This is a genomic window from Rhodococcus sp. 008 (assembly GCF_001682295.1).
GTDB lineage: Bacteria > Actinomycetota > Actinomycetes > Mycobacteriales > Mycobacteriaceae > Rhodococcus_F > Rhodococcus_F qingshengii.
In genome coordinates, this window is record NZ_CP012749.1 from 6539083 (window position 1) to 6556486 (window position 17404).

General features: G+C 62.1%; 16 protein-coding genes and 1 tRNA gene. 7 read left to right on the forward strand and 10 right to left on the reverse strand.

Annotated features, from left to right (window positions below; all coding sequences use genetic code 11):
* Nucleotides 1-2: 2 nt before the first annotated feature.
* The 5 genes from AOT96_RS30135 to AOT96_RS30155 form a co-directional block, all read right to left on the reverse strand.
* Entirely contained in the window at nt 3-374 is a 372-nt protein-coding gene (locus AOT96_RS30135) for a limonene-1,2-epoxide hydrolase family protein (protein ID WP_065352716.1), read from the reverse strand.
* Nucleotides 371-1525, reverse strand: a complete 1155-nt coding sequence (locus AOT96_RS30140; protein ID WP_042445533.1) for a 3'(2'),5'-bisphosphate nucleotidase CysQ — start codon at nt 1523-1525, stop codon at nt 371-373. The genes AOT96_RS30135 and AOT96_RS30140 overlap by 4 nt, the downstream gene beginning before the upstream one ends.
* Nucleotides 1522-3366, reverse strand: a complete 1845-nt coding sequence (gene cysC, locus AOT96_RS30145; RefSeq protein ID WP_065352717.1) for an adenylyl-sulfate kinase — start codon at nt 3364-3366, stop codon at nt 1522-1524. The genes AOT96_RS30140 and cysC overlap by 4 nt, the downstream gene beginning before the upstream one ends.
* Nucleotides 3366-4292: a sulfate adenylyltransferase subunit CysD gene (gene cysD, locus AOT96_RS30150; RefSeq protein WP_065352718.1), complete on the reverse strand. Its 927-nt coding sequence runs from the start codon at nt 4290-4292 to the stop codon at nt 3366-3368. Before cysD ends, cysC begins: the two co-directional genes overlap by 1 nt.
* A gap of 143 nt (nt 4293-4435) precedes the next feature.
* Nucleotides 4436-5371: a helix-turn-helix domain-containing protein gene (locus tag AOT96_RS30155; RefSeq protein ID WP_065352719.1), complete on the reverse strand. Its 936-nt coding sequence runs from the start codon at nt 5369-5371 to the stop codon at nt 4436-4438.
* Nucleotides 5372-5487: 116 nt separating this feature from the next.
* Between AOT96_RS30155 and AOT96_RS30160 the strand changes: the two genes are divergently transcribed.
* Genes AOT96_RS30160 through AOT96_RS30170 form a run of 3 tightly spaced genes read left to right on the forward strand, consistent with a single transcriptional unit; the run spans nt 5488 to nt 8586 of the window.
* Nucleotides 5488-6654, forward strand: a complete 1167-nt coding sequence (locus AOT96_RS30160; RefSeq protein ID WP_065352720.1) for a hypothetical protein — start codon at nt 5488-5490, stop codon at nt 6652-6654.
* Nucleotides 6655-6656: 2 nt separating this feature from the next.
* On the forward strand, nt 6657-7439 hold the full coding sequence (locus tag AOT96_RS30165) for an SDR family oxidoreductase (protein ID WP_007726165.1): 783 nt from the start codon (nt 6657-6659) through the stop codon (nt 7437-7439).
* A 7-nt stretch (nt 7440-7446) separates the two neighbouring features.
* Nucleotides 7447-8586: a sulfotransferase family protein gene (locus AOT96_RS30170; RefSeq protein WP_020908307.1), complete on the forward strand. Its 1140-nt coding sequence runs from the start codon at nt 7447-7449 to the stop codon at nt 8584-8586.
* 73 nt (nt 8587-8659) lie between these two features.
* Here AOT96_RS30170 and AOT96_RS30175 read toward each other — a convergent pair whose 3' ends face one another.
* Together AOT96_RS30175 and AOT96_RS30180 are read right to left on the reverse strand one after the other, a co-directional pair.
* Entirely contained in the window at nt 8660-9505 is an 846-nt protein-coding gene (locus AOT96_RS30175) for an alpha/beta fold hydrolase (RefSeq protein WP_047270171.1), read from the reverse strand.
* Nucleotides 9502-11292: an N-acyl-D-amino-acid deacylase family protein gene (locus tag AOT96_RS30180; protein WP_058227685.1), complete on the reverse strand. Its 1791-nt coding sequence runs from the start codon at nt 11290-11292 to the stop codon at nt 9502-9504. Before AOT96_RS30180 ends, AOT96_RS30175 begins: the two co-directional genes overlap by 4 nt.
* 97 nt (nt 11293-11389) lie before the next feature.
* On the opposite strand from AOT96_RS30180, the gene AOT96_RS30185 reads away from it, so the two are divergent.
* Both AOT96_RS30185 and AOT96_RS36395 read left to right on the forward strand, forming a co-directional pair.
* The gene (locus AOT96_RS30185) at nt 11390-12037 is read left to right on the forward strand and encodes a TetR/AcrR family transcriptional regulator (RefSeq protein ID WP_042923173.1); all 648 of its coding nucleotides are present in this window, start codon (nt 11390-11392) and stop codon (nt 12035-12037) included.
* A gap of 394 nt (nt 12038-12431) precedes the next feature.
* Complete coding sequence (locus AOT96_RS36395) at nt 12432-12557, forward strand: hypothetical protein (RefSeq protein ID WP_255246884.1); 126 nt, start codon at nt 12432-12434, stop codon at nt 12555-12557.
* Between the two features lie 82 nt (nt 12558-12639).
* Here the strand turns inward: AOT96_RS36395 and dcm are convergent, their stop codons facing one another.
* A complete protein-coding gene (dcm, locus tag AOT96_RS30190) occupies nt 12640-13935 on the reverse strand; it encodes a DNA (cytosine-5-)-methyltransferase (RefSeq protein WP_047270173.1) in 1296 nt (431 codons plus the stop codon).
* Between the two features lie 159 nt (nt 13936-14094).
* A tRNA-Cys gene (locus AOT96_RS30195) sits at nt 14095-14165 on the reverse strand.
* A gap of 233 nt (nt 14166-14398) precedes the next feature.
* Here AOT96_RS30195 and AOT96_RS30200 point away from each other — a divergent pair.
* Nucleotides 14399-15667, forward strand: coding sequence for a multidrug effflux MFS transporter (locus AOT96_RS30200; RefSeq protein ID WP_042445586.1), 1269 nt, complete (start codon nt 14399-14401; stop codon nt 15665-15667).
* Here the strand turns inward: AOT96_RS30200 and mraY are convergent.
* The gene (gene mraY / locus AOT96_RS30205; protein WP_003941316.1) at nt 15664-16740 is read right to left on the reverse strand and encodes a phospho-N-acetylmuramoyl-pentapeptide-transferase; all 1077 of its coding nucleotides are present in this window, start codon (nt 16738-16740) and stop codon (nt 15664-15666) included. The genes AOT96_RS30200 and mraY overlap by 4 nt on opposite strands.
* Before the next feature lie 85 nt (nt 16741-16825).
* Between mraY and AOT96_RS30210 the strand changes: the two genes are divergently transcribed.
* Nucleotides 16826-17359 carry a MarR family winged helix-turn-helix transcriptional regulator gene (locus AOT96_RS30210; RefSeq protein ID WP_007726151.1) on the forward strand — a complete coding sequence of 178 codons (534 nt, stop codon included), beginning with the start codon at nt 16826-16828 and terminating at the stop codon, nt 17357-17359.
* Nucleotides 17360-17404 lie beyond the last annotated feature (45 nt).

Sequence of the window (17404 nt, forward strand, 5' to 3'; positions counted from 1 at the left end):
GATCAGGCCTGGCCGGCTGCCGCATTGATCGGTGCCATGTCGAAATAGTCGCGCCAGGCTTTGATCTTTCCGTCCTCGACTTCGAACACCCCCATGACCGGGAGCGCTACGTCGGCGCCGTTGATGGTGAAGACGTCGACGCGCTCGTTCATGACGGTGTTGCCGTCCGCGACCTGACGCTTGATCTGAAAGTCGATGTTACCGAAGGCACCGACAAACTGCTCGATGAACGCCCGGACGGCCTCGCGACCGACCACGGGCTCCAGCGGGATGTTGTGATAAACGACGTCATCGGTGAAGTACTCGACGATTTTCGCGACATCGGCATTTGCCCACAGTGCGCAGAATTCGGTGACCAGCTTGTCCGGTGTCATTGTGTGCCAGCCTCTTTCGAATCGTCTCCGTGGGGTTCGATGATTGCCATGATGCTTTCGATCTCACCTGCCGGTATCCCGAAGTACTCGGTCACGAAAACCGTGACGGCCGGTGCCTGGCCAGGTGTTCCGAGGTCGAGCAGATACCGGGCTACGACGCTCTCGCCCCACTCACGCAGCGCGAGTTCACGTATCGCCACGATTCCGCGATATTGCTGGCCTTGTTCGAGCTCGTTGCTGATGAATGCGCCGCTGTCACCGGTTCGCTGACCGTTCTCGACCCGCCAGGCGTCGGCGGCGAAGCGGACCTTCGTTGCGTCATGAGTGAGCAATGCGTTCACGTATTCACGCGCCATGGCGACGCGTCCGCTGACCGCAGACTCCGTGGAGTGCTTGGCAATTGCGCCCAGGATCGACTCCGACAACTCAGGTCGGCAGATCACGAGATCCGGCAGGTACGGATGAGATTCGTTGTAGAGCAGCGGCGAACCGTCGATGCGGCTGCAATGCAGTCCCGCCGCCTGTGCGACGCCGACGGGTGCAGCCGAATCCCATTCCCACTGCCCACCGGCGTGCAGGTACGCGTCGACCTCGCCGCGCACCACCGCCATCGCCTTGGCGCCGGCCGATCCCATGTGCACCACGTCGGCGCCGAGTTCGGCTGCCACCGCTTCGGTGAATGCGGGTGGTCGCGATCCGCTGACTACTACGCGGAGCGGCGAGTTGGCGGCAACCGAAGCTGCCTCGTCGCCACTGGAGTACACCGCTCCGAGCGCCGGCTGAGCAACCGCGGCTGCGGTAATTCCGCTACCGCGCTCCCAAAGCGCCACGTGCACTGCCCAATCCGCATGATTCGGCAAGCCGTATTCCTTGGAGCCGTCCAGCGGATCGATGATCCAGACCCGAGCTGCATCCAGACGACTGCGATCGTCGGCAGATTCCTCAGAGAGCACGGCATCGCCCGGCCGCTCGGCAGCCAACCGGTCGAGGATGTAGGAATCGGCGGCCTTGTCGCCCCGGCGACCCAGTTCACGACCGTCGTCGACACCCAGACCCTCGGCTCGGATCCCCAGGAGGATCGCACCGGCGGCCTGCGCCAATTCCGCCGCGAGTGCCTCGTCGGCGATTCTGCTGTGTGTGGATTCGCTCACCGGTCCAACACTTCCATAATTCGCAGCGCAAGTTCGGTAGGCGTTCCGTCTTCGGGTCTGATCACCAGCTCGGGACTTTTCGGAGCTTCGTAGGGATCGTCGACTCCGGTGAATCCCGTGATTTCCCCGGCCCTGGCCTTGGCGTACATGCCCTTGGGGTCTCGGGCTTCACATTGCTCGATCGGGGTGTCGACGTAGACCTCGACGAACTTCAGCCCGGCGGCCTCGTGCGCCGCCCGCACTCGATCACGATCTTCGCGGTACGGGCTTATCAGGCAGGCCACTGCCACTGCACCTGAATCAGCGAACAACTGCGCCACCGAGCCGACTCGGCGGACGTTCTCGGCGCGGTCATCGGCACTGAATCCCAGATCCGCGTTCAATCCGTGCCGGAGGTTGTCGCCGTCGAGGCGGTACGCCGGGATACCCGCGGCCACCAACCGCCGCTCCAGTTCCACCGCGATCGTCGACTTACCCGAGGCCGAGAGACCGGTGAGCCAGACGGTGGCGCCGGCAGTCGCACGTTCCTCGCGAGAAACCTCCGAACTGTGCCAGACGACGCGCGATTCCTTGAGTGTCGGACCATTGATCATTCCGGCGGCGACGGTATTGCCCGTGGTCTCGTCCACGAGAATGAAGCTGCCCGTCACGCGGTTGCGGCGGTAGGGATCGAACATCAACGGCTGCTGCGTCTTGATCGAGATGCGGCCGATCTCGTTGAGGGACAGAGATTCTGCCTTCTCGTCGCGGTGCAGCGAATTGACGTCCAGCCGGTAGTCGAGCTTGACGATCTGCGCTTTCGTGGAGCGCGTGGTGTGCAGCAACGAGTAGCGATTGTTCTCCGACAGAGTTGTCTGTTCGGTCAACCAACAGACCATCGCATCGATTTCCTGCCCGACCTGCGGCCGGTTGTTGAGTCGACACAATTGGTCCCCGCGGCTGACGTCGAGATCGTCGGTCAGCTCGATGCATACGGCCGAGGGCGCAAACGCTTCGTCGATCACGTCACCGCCCGGCCCGTGGACTGCCTTCACCTTCGAGGTGAATCCTGAAGGCAAAGCCACGATTTCGTCGCCGGGCTTGAAGACGCCACTGGCCACCGTTCCGGCGTATCCACGGAAATCGTGGAGGTCGGCGTCGGTCTGCTTCTGCGGACGGATCACGTACTGCACCGGAAACCGAGCGTCGATCAAGTTGCGGTCCGACGCGATGTGCACCTGCTCGAGATGGTGCAGCAGAGAAGGCCCGTCGTACCAGGACATGTTCTCGGTCCGGGCAACGATGTTGTCCCCCAACAGCGCCGAGACCGGAATGAACGTCAGGTCGTGGACGTCCAGTTTGATCGCGAACTGTCGGAATTCTTCCTTGATCTCCTCGAACCGTTCCTGAGACCAGCCCACGAGGTCCATTTTGTTCACACACAGCACGAGGTGCGGTATCCCCAGGAGAGTGGACAAGAAGGCGTGCCGCCGCGTCTGTTCGAGCACCCCTTTGCGAGCATCCACCAGGATCAGGGCAAGATCGGCCGTCGACGCGCCGGTCACCATGTTGCGGGTGTACTGCTCGTGCCCGGGAGTGTCCGCAATGATGAACTTCCGATGAGGGGTCGCGAAATACCGGTGGGCCACGTCGATCGTGATGCCCTGTTCACGCTCGGCGCGCAATCCGTCGGTCAGTAGCGCGAGGTTGGCGTACTCGTCGCCGCGTTCTCGACTGCTCCGTTCCACGGCCTCGAGTTGGTCCTCGAAGATCGACTTGGAGTCGTAGAGCAACCGGCCGATGAGTGTCGATTTTCCGTCGTCGACACTGCCCGCTGTAGCGACTCTCAGCAGTTGCGGCATCAGAAGTACCCCTCTTTCTTACGATCTTCCATGCCAGCTTCGGAAATCCGGTCATCAGCCCTGGTTGCGCCACGCTCCGTGATACGGCTCGCCGCAACTTCTTCCACGACAGCGCCCGTTGTTTCGGCCGACGATTCGACACATCCGGTACACGTTGCGTCGCCGACCGTACGGAAGCGCACCAACGCCTCGTAGGACTCTTCGCCGGCGCGAAGCTCGAGGAAACGGGTGCGTGCCAACAACATTCCGTCGCGTGGAACCACCTCGCGACGATGGGCGTAGTAGACGCCGGGGAGGTCGATCTGCTCGCTCTCGATGTACTGCCAGATGTCGAGCTCTGTCCAGTTGGAGAGCGGGAAGATCCGAATATGTTCGCCCTTACGGTGTTTGCCGTTGTACAGGTTCCACAGTTCAGGTCGCTGCACCTTCGGATCCCATTGCCCGAACTCGTCCCGGAAGCTGAACACCCTCTCTTTGGCGCGCGCCTTCTCCTCGTCTCGGCGAGCACCACCGAACACGGCGTCGAACTTGTTGTCGCGAATTCCGCGCAGCAACGCGTGCGTCTGCAGGCGATTGCGACTGGAACCGACTCCGGTGTCCTCGATGACGCGTCCGGCGTCGATGTCGTCCTGCACGCTGGAGACGACAAGACGCAGGTTGAAGCGATCGACCGTCTGGTCGCGGAATTCGATCACCTCGTCGAAATTGTGACCGGTGTCGACGTGCATCACAGCGAACGGCAGTGGGGCAGGCCAGAATGCCTTGGCCGCTACGTGCAGCATCACGACGGAATCCTTACCTCCGGAGAACAGGAGGACCGGCTTTTCGAAAGTCGCTGCGACTTCGCGGAAAATATGGACCGCCTCCGCTTCGAGTGCTCGCAGATGCGACAACTCGTAGGCGGGCGGGGTCTGGAGTGTTGCCATGTCTTTCGCTCCTGAGCATCACGTACTCCGTGCGGAACACCATTTCCGCATCGGTACATTTATGTACCGGACTGGTTCTAAATTGAACGCAATCACAGAATAGAACTCGTTCTACCCAAAGGTCAATGACCGGCAATAAGACGTCACAGACCGCGAACCGGACTCCTGCCACCAACTTCCGCCGTCACCGCATCCGCCGCCGCAACCAGCACCGCGGCGCGGCGCTCGATCTCGGCGCCCGTGATCGCCCCACCCACATAAAGTGTCAGCACAAGGGCCTGATGCCCCTCGGCGTCGTAGGTCGGGGCCGCGATGAGACTGACGGGATGCTCGTCGTCAGAGCTGATGTCGCGCCCGAGATACACCCTCTCGCCCAGGCTCGACACCATCTCACCGAGCAGTTCACGCACCTCCGGCGGAAGATCGTGCGTCGCAACGCCCGCCATCAGCGTGTGGAGGCGCTGCCCGACCGGATCCAGACTCTCGACCAGGTACCCCGCGGCGCGACACTCCCGGACCACGTTCCACAGACGCTCGCGATCCAAGCGCACCGGCAAACTGGGTTCCTTGCCCAGCCAACTATCCATGTCGTGATCCGAACCCCAGAGGACGTACATCAGCCCGACCGGCGGAGCGAACGGGTACACCTGACCGACCTTGGCAGCGCGACGCGCGCCGATCGGTCCGGTCACTTCGAGAACGCTGATCTGATCACCGATCACACCGGATGCCGTGCACGTCGTCCCGAACTCCGTGCTCACTTTCTCCAGATGGGTGCGGGCAATGGGTCCGACGGCAAATCCCCGCTGAGCTGCACGTCCGGCTGCGATCAAGGCCGGACCGAGCCCATAGGTCTTCGACACCTCGTCCCGAGTCAGGTATCCACGATCAGCCAGCGCCGTGAGGATTCCCAAGCAGGTGGGCTTGCTGATCTCGAGCGCGCGGGCCAGTTCCGACAGCCCGAACCGCTGATCAGGGCGACCGACGAGGTAGTCGAGTACCTGAACCACCCGTTCGGTGGGAGGCGATTGTCTCCCCCTCGGGCGTCCCTCTTCAGGCATCTTCTCCGGTCCACCCATTGACCACTCCCTAGAACGCGTTCTATTGTCGAAATACCCAACATCTACCAAATAGGTACATATTTGTACCACGACGCTCTGGACCGGCGACATAGTCGGAACTGTGAGGAGCCAGCGTGCTGACGGACCCGTTTGCCGAGGCGATCGCCGAAGCCGAGAAATTGATCGAGACTGCGCCGCACATCAGATCCGAACAGGATCTACTGGAGGGATACCAATATCTGGCCGGCGGAATCATCGCGACGACGCATGCCGCCTGGGCCGGCGAAAAGACCCATCCGAGTTTCATCCAGGGCACCGGACCATTCACCAAGATGGGCCTCGACAACCCCGACACTCTGTACTTCGGCGCCCGAATCAACGACGACAAGGAATACAAGGTCACCGGAAAGCGCGGCACCACAGCCGATCTCAGCTTCCAGGTGTTGAGTGGGAACTACACCAACTCGAACGTTCCCGGCAGCGAAATCGCCTTCGACGACCGCGAGCTGGAGATAGACGACGACGGTAACTTCGTCGCTTGGTTCGGCCCCGGCCCTGCCGACGGCCGAGCCAACTACTACACCCTGGCGCCCGGATCCTCGCAGCTGGTCGTTCGCGAGGTCTACAGCGACTGGAGTCAGCAGCGCGGTGTGATCCGCATCGAGCGCACCGATTCGATCGGGATAGCGCCGCCACCTCTCACCGCCGAAGAGACCGAGAAGCGTTACGCCCGGGCTGGGAAGGCACTGGTCACGCGGGTCAAGACGTGGCTCCAGTTCCCGGAGTGGTTCTACCTCAAGCTCACGGTCAACACCATGACCGAACCACGCCTGACACCGGGCGGGCTGGCAACGCAGTACTCGTCGGTGGGACATTACGAACTCACCGACGAGCAGGCGATGATCATCACCGTTCCCGCCTCCGACGCACCGTATCTCGGCTTCCAACTCGGGAGCCTCTGGTACATCTCACTGGACTACGTCAATCATCAGACCTCCCTCAACAACGGCCAGGCACAGGTCGATCCGGACGGGATGGTCCGAATGGTGATCAGCGAGAAGAACCCCGGTGTCACCAACTGGATCGAAACCGTCGGACATCCGCGCGGCATTCTGCAGTTCCGTTGGCAGCGCGTGTCCCGCGAGCTGACGCCGCAGGACGGTCCCACCGTCGAAATCGTCGCCGTCGCAGATATTGCGAAGCACCTGCCGCATTTCGACACCAACGCCATCACCGCCGAGGACTGGGCAGCGCGCATTGCCCAGCGCCAGGCCGCCATCGACAACCGAATGCTGGGGTAATCATGACCGCCTTGCTCGAAGACCGTGTAGTAGTCATCTCCGGAGTCGGCCCGGCACTCGGCCGCGCTCTGGCCCTTCGATGTGCGTCGGCCGGCGCGAGTCTTGTTCTCGCAGCACGTACGCAATCGCGACTCGACGACGTTGCGAAGGAAATAGTCGATGCCGGTGGGCGCGCCGTCACCGTTGCCACCGACATCACCGACCAGGCTTCCGCCGAGAATCTGGTGGCCGAGTCCATTGCCGCCTACGGCAAAGTGGACACTCTGATCAACAATGCATTCTCGATTCCGTCGATGAAACCGTTGGCTCGCACCGATTACCAGCACATCCGCGACAGCATCGAACTGACCGTACTGGGTGCGTTGCGCCTGACTCAGCTGTTCACGCCGGCACTTGCCGAGTCGGACGGCTCCGTGGTGAACATCAATTCGATGGTGTTGCGGCATTCGCAAGAGCGTTACGGCAGCTACAAGATGGCGAAGTCGGCCCTGCTCGCCATGTCGCAGTCCCTGGCCACCGAACTCGGCCCGCAGGGAATTCGTGTCAATTCGATTGCACCCGGCTATATCTGGGGAGACACCCTCAAGGGATACTTCGCGCACCAGGCGGAGAAGTTCGGCATGACCGTCGAGCAGATCTACGAGCACACTGCGTCGAACACCGACCTCAAGCGCCTGCCGACGACGGATGAAGTATCCGACGCGGCGATCTTCCTGGCGTCTCCGATGGCCAGCGCGATCACCGGCCAATGCATCGACGTCAACTGCGGCGAATTCCATCACTAGGAGCACCATGACTGAACGCACTCACGTCGGCACCGTCGAGGATCTCCACGCCTCGGCGACGCGGATGACCGGACTGACGGACTTCGGCGTCGACGATTACACCGAAGCTCTGTCGGTCCTGCTCGAGTCCTACGACCGCGACGAGGATCTGACGCCGTTCGGCAGCAAGATCTCTCGGGTATTCCTTCGCGGCGCCCTGGTGGCACGTCTGCTCAGTGAATCCGCATGGAAGGAGCATCCGGAGCACGCCGACGTCAAGATCGAGCGGCCGATCTTCGTCACCGGATTGCCGCGCACCGGCACCACTGCCCTGCACCGCCTCCTCACGGTCGACCCGGCTCACCAGGGCCTCGAGATGTGGCTGACCGAGTTCCCTCAGCCTCGCCCGCCTCGCGATACGTGGGAATCGAACCCGGTCTTCGCCAAGATCGAGGAGACATTCGGTCAACACCACGTCGAGCATCCCGAATTCATGGGCGTGCACTACATGTCGGCCAGCGAAGTCGAAGAATGTTGGCAACTCTTGCGTCAGACGTTCAAGTCCGTGTCGTACGAGTGCCTGGCGAATCTACCCACGTACTCCGCATGGCTGAAGGACCAGGAGTGGTCGAACGCCTATGCACGACACAAGAAGAACCTGCAGCTGATAGGTCTGCCCGATCAGGATCGACGGTGGGTCCTCAAGAACCCGAGCCACCTGTTCGCGCTCGACGAATTGATGGAGGCGTACCCCGACGCTCTCGTCATTCAGACTCACCGCTCCCCTACGACGATCATTCCGTCGGTGTGCAGCCTGGCCGCCCAGGCGACAGAGGGTTGGTCGAACACGTTCACCGACAAGGTGATCGGCGAAAGTCAGCTCGAATTGTGGGCCAGGGGGCTCGAGCAGTTCGACAGTGCACGCGCACACCACAATCCCGCACAGTTCATCGACGTCGACTATCAGGACTTCGTCACCGATCCGCTGGGAACCGTCGAGAACATCTACACGCACTTCGACATCCCGTTGACATCTACTGCGCAGCAGTCGATGGAGGCCATGCACGAGGAAAGCCGTTCGGGTGCTCGCAAACCGTCGCACAAGTACACGCTCGAGGAATTCGGCCTGACGAAGGAGCAGGTGGAAGAGCGATTCGGAACTCGCTGACCACCGCTGGCCGACGACCTTGCTGACAACTGAAGCCCCGCCGATCGGCGGGGCTTCAGTGATCAAAACGCGGTCAGCTGCTGAGATGCTCACCCAGCAGTCGGTCCAACTCGACCGGCGCCTCGTCCGGAATCCAGTGGCTCACGCCGCTGAGAACTTCGAACCGGTACGGACCGTCGACAAACGCGGGGGTGAGCGCAGAACCCTTGGGCCCGATGGCGGCGTCGCCGTCACTCCAGACGTGCAGGGTCGGCACGGTGACCCTGGCAGTTGCGGGGTTCGGCTTGGTCATCCACATCGCGCGATACCAGTTCAGACCACCGCGCAGGCGGCCGGGAGCCAGCATGGCATTCAGATCGCGCCGTGCGTTCTCCGGCGTCTGTCCGCTCGAGATCAGGAACTTCTCACCCGCCGACGTGGAGGACAGAACTTTCTCGGGAACGAACGGCAATTGGAACGCCCCCATGTACCACGATTTCAGTCCCTGCGTGCTGGTCACCATCGCCTTGACGAACGCCAGTGGATGCGGAACCGACACCGCGGTAACGGTGTTGAGCAAATCGGGCCGCTCGGCAGCGACCTGCCATGCGACTGCGGCACCCCAGTCGTGGCCGACCAGGTGCACTTTGCCCACTGCGAGCGCGTCGATCAGTGCGACAGTGTCAGCGGCGAGTTCGGACCCGCGGTACGCCCAGCGCGCTTTCGGCCTGGCGCCGGGTGAGTACCCTCGCTGATCCGGCGCCACCGTGCGGAAGCCGCGGGTGTGCAGCAGCGGTGCGAGCTGATCCCACGAGCTCGAATCCTGCGGAAATCCGTGCAGGAGAACCACGACCGGACCGTCGGCGGGTCCTTCGTCGCGCACGTCGAAGGTCAGCCCGGACCGGGAGTACGAGGTGAGGCGATCCGCCGGTGTAATCATAGCGCCACGCTAGTCTTCGCGGCACTGGTAACCGGAGCCTTTTCACCGGCACGCAGGAACTGACCTGTCTTTTCGATTCCGAATCCGGGGGCGAATTCACCTTCGCGGTAGACGAGTCGGCCGTTGATCACCGTAGCGACCGCTGCGTCGTCGCTGCGGTTGACCATCCGGCTGATCCCGCCGTACTCGGGAACCTTTGCCTCGAACAACCCGTCCACGGACTCGTCGAGCCCGGCCGGGTCGATGACAACGAAGTCCGCGCGGTCACCCTGGCGTAGATGCCCGGCGTCGATGCCGTACCAGTCCGCCAGTTCGCCTGTCAGGCGGTGGATTGCGCGTTCGATGGTGAGGAACGGCTTGCGGTCACTCTGAGCGTCCTTGACGCGCTTGAGGAGTCGCACCGGGTAGTTGTAGAACGCCATGTTGCGCAGATGCGCGCCGGCATCGCCGAAGCCCATCTGCACACCGGAACTCGCGGCGAGTTTCTTCGCGAACTTGGGCCGGTGATTGGCAATGGTGGTGCGCCAGCGAAGATCTCGCCCGTACTTCACCACCAGGTCGAGGTACGCGTCCACCGGGTGCACTCCGCGGATGTCACCGACCTGACCGAAGTTCTTGCCGATCAACGTCTCGTCCGGGCATCCCACGATGACCGCATCGTAGAAATTGCGATGCCAGATGCGGGGTGAGAACTTGTTGTCGTAGTCCTTACGGAATGCGCGACGGTACGACTCGTCCTGGAGCAGTTCGTTGCGCTCCACCTGGTCCTTGAGGTGCAAAGCGGCGGCGCCGGCGCCGAACTCCTCGAACACGACGAGGTCGATTCCATCCGCGTAGACGGTGAAGGGAACCGGCAGGTGCTGCCACTTGAAATCGGTCTTGGCGAAGCGATTGAGCAGTGGGGCCGCAGCGAGCATGAAGTACACGATCACCGGGTAGGCCTTCGAATCCGCGCCGGAGAGCAGCGACGTCTTGAGCGGCTTCTTGCGTCCGATCGCGGAGCTTTCGGCGAAGAACGCCGCGACGTTCGGATGCAGGTTGATGGTCGGAGCGCTCTGCAAGATCTTTCCGCGATCACGAAGGATGCGATTGAGGAATCGGAACTCTTTCCACCGTGCATACGTCGACGGCAAAGAGCGAGAACGATATTCGTCGCCGTCGATCTTGTCGAGGGCATTGGTCATCGACGACAGGCCCAGCATCCCAGCGTCGATGGCATCCTCGAGCATCGAGCCCATCCGGCCGAGTTCCGAGCGAGTCGGCTTGACCTTCTTGTCGGTGCCGCGCCCCAGTCCGAGTACGTGCGTGCGGATGTCGGAATGACCGATGAAGGCCGCGACATTGGGTCCGAGGGGAAGGGCTTCGAGGGCGGCGGTGTACGCCGCGGGACCGGTCCAGGTCTTGTTCGCTTCGAGGATGCGCAGCACCGCGTCGTGGGGAACTGCTTCGACCCGGCTGAACAGATCCGCAATCTCGCGCGGGGTCGAATACACCGTCGACAGCGAGCAATTGCCGAGCACGACCGTCGTGACGCCGTGGCGAACCGATTCCGGAAGCCCTGGACTGACCAAGGCTTCGGCGTCGTAGTGCGTGTGGACGTCGACAAAGCCGGGGAGAACCCATTTGCCGGCCGCGTCGATCACTTCTGTGTCCGGCCCGATCTCGAGGCGCGTCGTGGACACCTCCGCGACCACGCCGTCTCGAATTCCGAGATTACGACGCAGACCTGGAGCCCCCGTCCCGTCGAACCACAACCCGTCGTTGACCACGATGTCGAAAGCAGACACTGTCGGACTCCTCGCCTCACGTATGTGTTACCTCACGTTATAGACAGCGTTGAGTAAAAGTCAATGAACCATTCGAACCAATACATAAGATGACGGAATGGCTGCAGTCCCCCGCTCCCCCGAAGACCGTCAGAGGCAAATCCTCGAGGTGGCAGTACACATGTTGCGGACCGAGCCTTTCGACCAACTGTCGATGGATCGCGTCGCAGCCGAGGCCGGTGTCTCGCCGCCACTGCTGTTCCACTACTTCAAGAACAAGAAGGGTTTCCAGAACGCCATCCTCGAGGCCGCCTCGGCCGATCTCGAAGATCGAATGCGACCGGATCCCGAGCTACCCATCACGTCCCAGCTGCGCTCAGGTATCGAGACATTCGTCGACGCCGTTATCGAGCACCCCACCATTTACCTCGCCGTGATGCGTATGGCCGGCAGTGGCGACGTTCGAATGCGCACGATCTACCGAGGCATGCGCCGCACTTTCACCACGTGGATCGTCGCTGCGCTGACGAATCTAGGCATCGAATCGAATGCGACCGTGGAGGCGACAATCGCCGGGTGGCAGGCATTCATGGAGGAAATCGTCGTCAACTGGATCGACGAGCCGACGCTCGAGCGAGGCGAAATGGTCGACCTCTGCGAACGAATCTTCTACCACTGCCTACCGGCAGCGGGCATCAGCGTGGAGCAAATAGTGGCAGCCACCGTTGTCGCGACGGCCAGTGAGTCCGGCGCAACACAACTGTGATCTTCGTGCCGGGGTTTCACAGGTGGTCACGATTGGGTATCTTGCTTGCAGTGGCACTGGACCACGACCCCAACACATGAAGGATCCAACATGGAGTCTGTCGAAAACGTATTGCCCGAGGGTGTCAAGCTCGAAGACGTCTTGAGTGTCCTCAAGGTCGCAGTTGCGGGCATCGGCCTCATCAGCGCACTTTCGGCATTCAGCTGATCGCAAAGCGTCATCGACAGGCCGGACTTCGGGGAGTCCGGCCTGTTTTTTGTTTACGTTCCTGAACAATCCGTGAACTTTTCAGCAACTTCAGCGCAAAGCGGTCATTTCGACCCAAACAAGCGTCCAGTTTGCTAACTTGTGTCTGCGACACAAGGTCGTACAGAAACACCACGCAGACACAACCTTGTACATACAAACCTGTACATACGACACGGAGGACCGAAACATGGGTTCCATCAACACCCTCAGCGCCGTCATCGACATCATCAAGGTCGTCCAGCCGTTGATCGCCAAGCTCAACCTCAGCTGATTCGCTTGGACCACACCCCTGCCAGGGCGTAACTCGAAATGGGGCCGACATCGTCGGCCCCATTTTCCGTAGGTGCCCTATCTCAGCCGAGTGCCTTCTTGATCTCTCCTGCCAGTACCGACGCCAGCTGCGGCGGCACCGCATTGCCGATCATCGTGCGCACCGCTCCCCACTTACCCTCGAAGACGTAGTCGTCGGGAAAGGTCTGGAGGCGAGCAGCTTCTCGAACGGTCAACGATCGCGTGTGTTTCGGATGCACGTTGCGTGAAGCCGAGATCATCCCGAAAGTGGTTCCGACCGTGGACGCCGGCTCGTCCCACCGGAGGCGCTTGTACGTCGTGTTGTACCCGGACGACGGTCGCATGGCCGGATCTTCGTTGTCGTGCGCCGACATTCCTTCCGGTACATCACGCAGCCACCGCAAGACGTGCTCGGGATGCTCGACGGCCCAGTGCAGCGGGTCCGTCTCGCAAGCCTGCCCGGATTCCAGCGGGGCCAGATCGACGGTGGCATCGCGAAAAGTCCTCAGCGGCGCAACACCATTCACGCCGTGAGTCTTCGGCGGAAAACGCAGCGGCCCGATACCACTGTCGCGGCGGGTCGCCACGATGAACACTCGTTCCCGGAACTGCGGGACGCCGTAATCCTGCGCATTGACCGTGTTGACCGACGCGTCGTAACCGCATGCAGCCATCTCGCCGAGAATCCGGTCGACGACCATCCCACCGTCCGGGTCTTTCATGCTCAGCAGCAGCCGAACATTTTCCATCACCACGACCTTCGGCCTCACCAGATCGGCGAGCTCGAGTAGGTTCCGGAAGAGATGGTTACGCGGATCGTCGCGGTCTCGCCGGCCGGCGAGACTGAAACCCTGACACGGCGGCCCCCCGGCCAACACATCGATGTCCACCTGTGCCAGAAGATCTTTCACCCGGGCTTCGTCGATGGCCCGGATGTCCTCGCCGAGGCACCGCGCGCCGGGGAAGTTCCGATCGAAGGTCGCGCGCGCCTCCGGCACGACTTCGATGTATCCCTCCACCGAAAACCCCGCCATCCGAAAGCCTTCGGCCATACCGCCACAACCGGAGAACGCCGTCAATACGGTGGGGCCACCGTTTCCTGCCCCCGCGACCGCACGCCTGGCCACCGAGGCGGGGTCGTTGACCGGTGTCGCTCGACGCGCACGGGTACTACCGCTCGATCGCTTCCGAGGGGCCGCGTACGTGCCCTCACGCTTGGCCGCTTCCAACGCGGAGAGGGCCGTGAGGACTGCTCGCTCAACCGGTGGCTTCGGATATGCCTTGTCGAGTTCCCACGCGGAGACGACTGCTGACGAGACTCCCGCCTGGCGGGCGAACTGGAACTGACTGATCCCCACGTGCAAGCGCCGCGATCGCAGGTCCTGTCCCGAAATCAATTCAGTGCCTCACTCATGTGGTCCGCTCGCTCCGGCAGCCCAGACTATCGCAGCCGACCCCGCGAACCGGGACCACACAAGAGAGACCGGCAGGCGATATGCCTGCCGGTCTCCGACACGAGCGGATGACGGGACTCGAACCCGTGTGAACGGCTTTGCAGGCCGGTGCCTAGCCACTCAGCCACACCCGCGTCAGTGAGTAACTCTGCCCTGAGTGACGATCTCGAACCACAGTTCCGCTCAGCATGATTCGAGTGCATTCTCGCCAAGCGTTCCAGTCTCTGGGAAAAGTGCGGGCCTTTCGGGAACAAATCGGTCAGTCTCGATGCTGACTCCCTCGGTGGGCGCAGGTCATTCGATTGCGGCCCGAAATTCGACCGAACGACCGAGCAGTTCGCCAGACCCAGACAACCCAGAAGGTTTCATGAGTGCCGAGAACACCGCCATCGCCCCGCTTGTGAAGGCAGCCCCGCCCGTGAAGGCAGCCCCGCTGGAAACGAGCAGTATCGACCGTAAGCCGAGCGTCGGGAAGATTCTTGCCCTCGGTTCCATGACTGCACTCGGGCCCTTCACCATCGACATGTACCTGCCCGCGCTGCCGGATATCGGTGCCGATCTCGGGGTCTCGTCGTCAACGGTTCAGCTGACCATCACCGGAACTCTCATCGGCCTCGCACTCGGCCAGCTGTTGGTCGGGCCGCTCTCGGACACTCTCGGCCGCAAAAAGCCGCTGCTTGCCGGAATCGGCGTCCATATCCTGGCTTCGCTGCTGGCGGTCTTCGCACCGAGCATCGCTGTCCTCGGCATCCTGCGGGTTTTCCAGGGCATGGGCGCGGCGGCCGCGGCAGTGGTCACCATGGCGATCGTCCGCGACCTCTACAGCGGTAACACCGTTGCCGTTGTGATGAGCCGGCTGATGCTCGTGCTCGGCGTTGCGCCGATCCTGGCGCCCAGCATCGGTGGCGCCCTCCTCGTCGCCCTCGACTGGCGCGGGATCTTCGTCGTACTGGCACTGATCGGCGTCGGCACAGCGATGATCGGTGCGTTCGGACTGTCCGAAACATTGCCGAAGGAAAAGCGTCGCCCGAGCGGATTGACGTCGGTTCTCCGTACCTACGGTTCGCTGCTCGGCGACCGCACGTTCATGGTCCTCACGCTCGTCTCCAGCGTCGGCATGGCGTCGTTGTTCGCGTATGTCTCCGGCGCGTCGTTTGTCTATCAGGATCAGTACGGCCTCAATCAGCAGGAGTTCGCACTGCTCTTCAGTGCGGGCGCTATCGCGTTGATCGGCGCTTCGCAGGTCAACGTTCGACTGCTCGATCGCTGGACTCCTCAGCAGATCACCAAGTGGGCCCTCGTGGCTGCGGTTGTCTCCGGGGCCGTCGTCATTGCTGTCGCGGTCCTGGAACTCGGCGGACTCGCCGGATTCGTGATCGCACTGTGGGTCATGGCCGGCGCCATCGGGTTCGTTCTGCCCAACGCCCCGGCACTGGCCCTCGCTCGTCACGGCGAAGCGGCCGGTACTGCCGCGGCAATGCTCGGTGCATTCCAGTTCGGCGTCGGTGCGGCCATCGCGCCGGCAGTCGGTCTACTGGGAAACACGAGCACAGCCCTGGCCGTCACGATGACGGCGTGTGTGTCGCTCGGTCTGATCGCTCTTCTGGCTACGACCCGAAAGAGTGAATCGGTCTAACCGGCAGCGGAGAACCACTCGCTGTAGAAGGTGGCAAGTCCCAGGACGCACGAGATCGCGACGAAGATCCAGAATCTTGCGATCACGACGGTTTCCGGCCAACCGAGTAACTCGAAGTGATGATGGATCGGGGCCATCTTGAATACGCGTCGACCGGACGATCGGAAGACCAGAACCTGGATGATCACCGACAGGATCTCAGCGACGAACAGGGCGCCGATGATGACCATCAGCAGCTCGGTGTGCGTCGTGACGGACAGGCCGACAACCAGGCCGCCGAGTGCCAAGGAGCCGGTGTCGCCCATGAAGATCTGAGCCGGGGCGGCATTCCACCAGAGGAAGCCGAGGCACGCCCCGCCTGCGGCGGCAGCGACGATCGCTAGATCGAGAGGGTCACGAACGTCGTAGCAACCGGCGGCAGGCTCGAGGACACACGAGTTCCGGTACTGCCAACCGGCGATGACGACGTAGGTCCCCAGGATCATGCCCATCGAACCGGCCGCGAGACCGTCGAGGCCGTCGGTGAAATTGACGGCGTTGGACCAGGCGAACACCAGAATGCAGAAGAAGACCACAAAGCCGATGGCACCCATGGAGAACACCGAGATGTCACGAACATGGGACAGGTACTGGCTTCCGGGAGTGACTCCGTTGTTGTTGGAGAACTGCAGGAACAAAATGCCGAAGATGATGGCACTCGCCAGCTGACCGACGGTCTTCGCTGTCTTGTTGAGCCCGAGATTGCGCTTCTTACGGATCTTGATGAAGTCGTCGAGAAAGCCGACGATTCCCAGTGACGTGGCGAGCGCGAGAACCAGCCAACCGGATGCAGACAGCCGCGGTAGCCGCGAGCCGAATCCGATGATGTGTGCCGCCAGGTAGCCCGCCCACATACCGGCGATGATCGCGATCCCGCCCATCGACGGGGTGCCACGCTTGCCCTGATGACTCTGCGGACCCTCGATCCGAATCTCGTGCCCGAGCCCCTGCCGCGAAAGCACACGAATGAGAAACGGAGTCAGGAAGAGCGCGACGAACAACGAGACGCCACCCGCTACGAGGATTGAAATCACCCGTGGGACTCTACAGACGTAAGCGGCTGCGACACACAATCAGACAAGGCACCCGACCGCTTGCCAGCATGGGATGATCGAACTTATGTCTCCCCCCGCGCCGCTCCCCCTCGACCCCATCGAAGAGGCGCATCGTCAGTGGACGAAGCACGGTTGGAGCGATGTCGCCGACGGTATGGCTGCGGTCACGTCGGTGATGCGTGCGCAGCAGATCATGATGGCGCGGGTCGAAGAGGTACTCAAGCCTCTCGGGCTGACCTTCGCCCGCTACGAACTGCTGACGCTTCTCACCTTCACCAGGTCGGGCGCACTCCCGATGGCCAAGGCAAGTGCCCGACTCCAGGTTCACCCCACCAGCGTCACCAATGCCGTCGACCGTTTGGAGAAAGCGGAGTTGGTCAGGCGGGTCCCGCATCCCAGCGATCGCCGTGCAACGCTCATCGAGATCTCGGACACCGGTCGCGCACTGGCCCTCGAAGCGACCGAAATGCTCAACAGCAAGGTGTTCGCTCACCCCGGACTCCAGCAGGACAAGCTCGAGCAATTGGTGACGATCCTCACTGAACTTCGCAAGACTGCGGGTGACTTCGACACCGGCGGCGCACCGACCAAGTGGTGAACCGACCACCCGTACACACAAAGAAACTGCCCTCACACTCTCGAC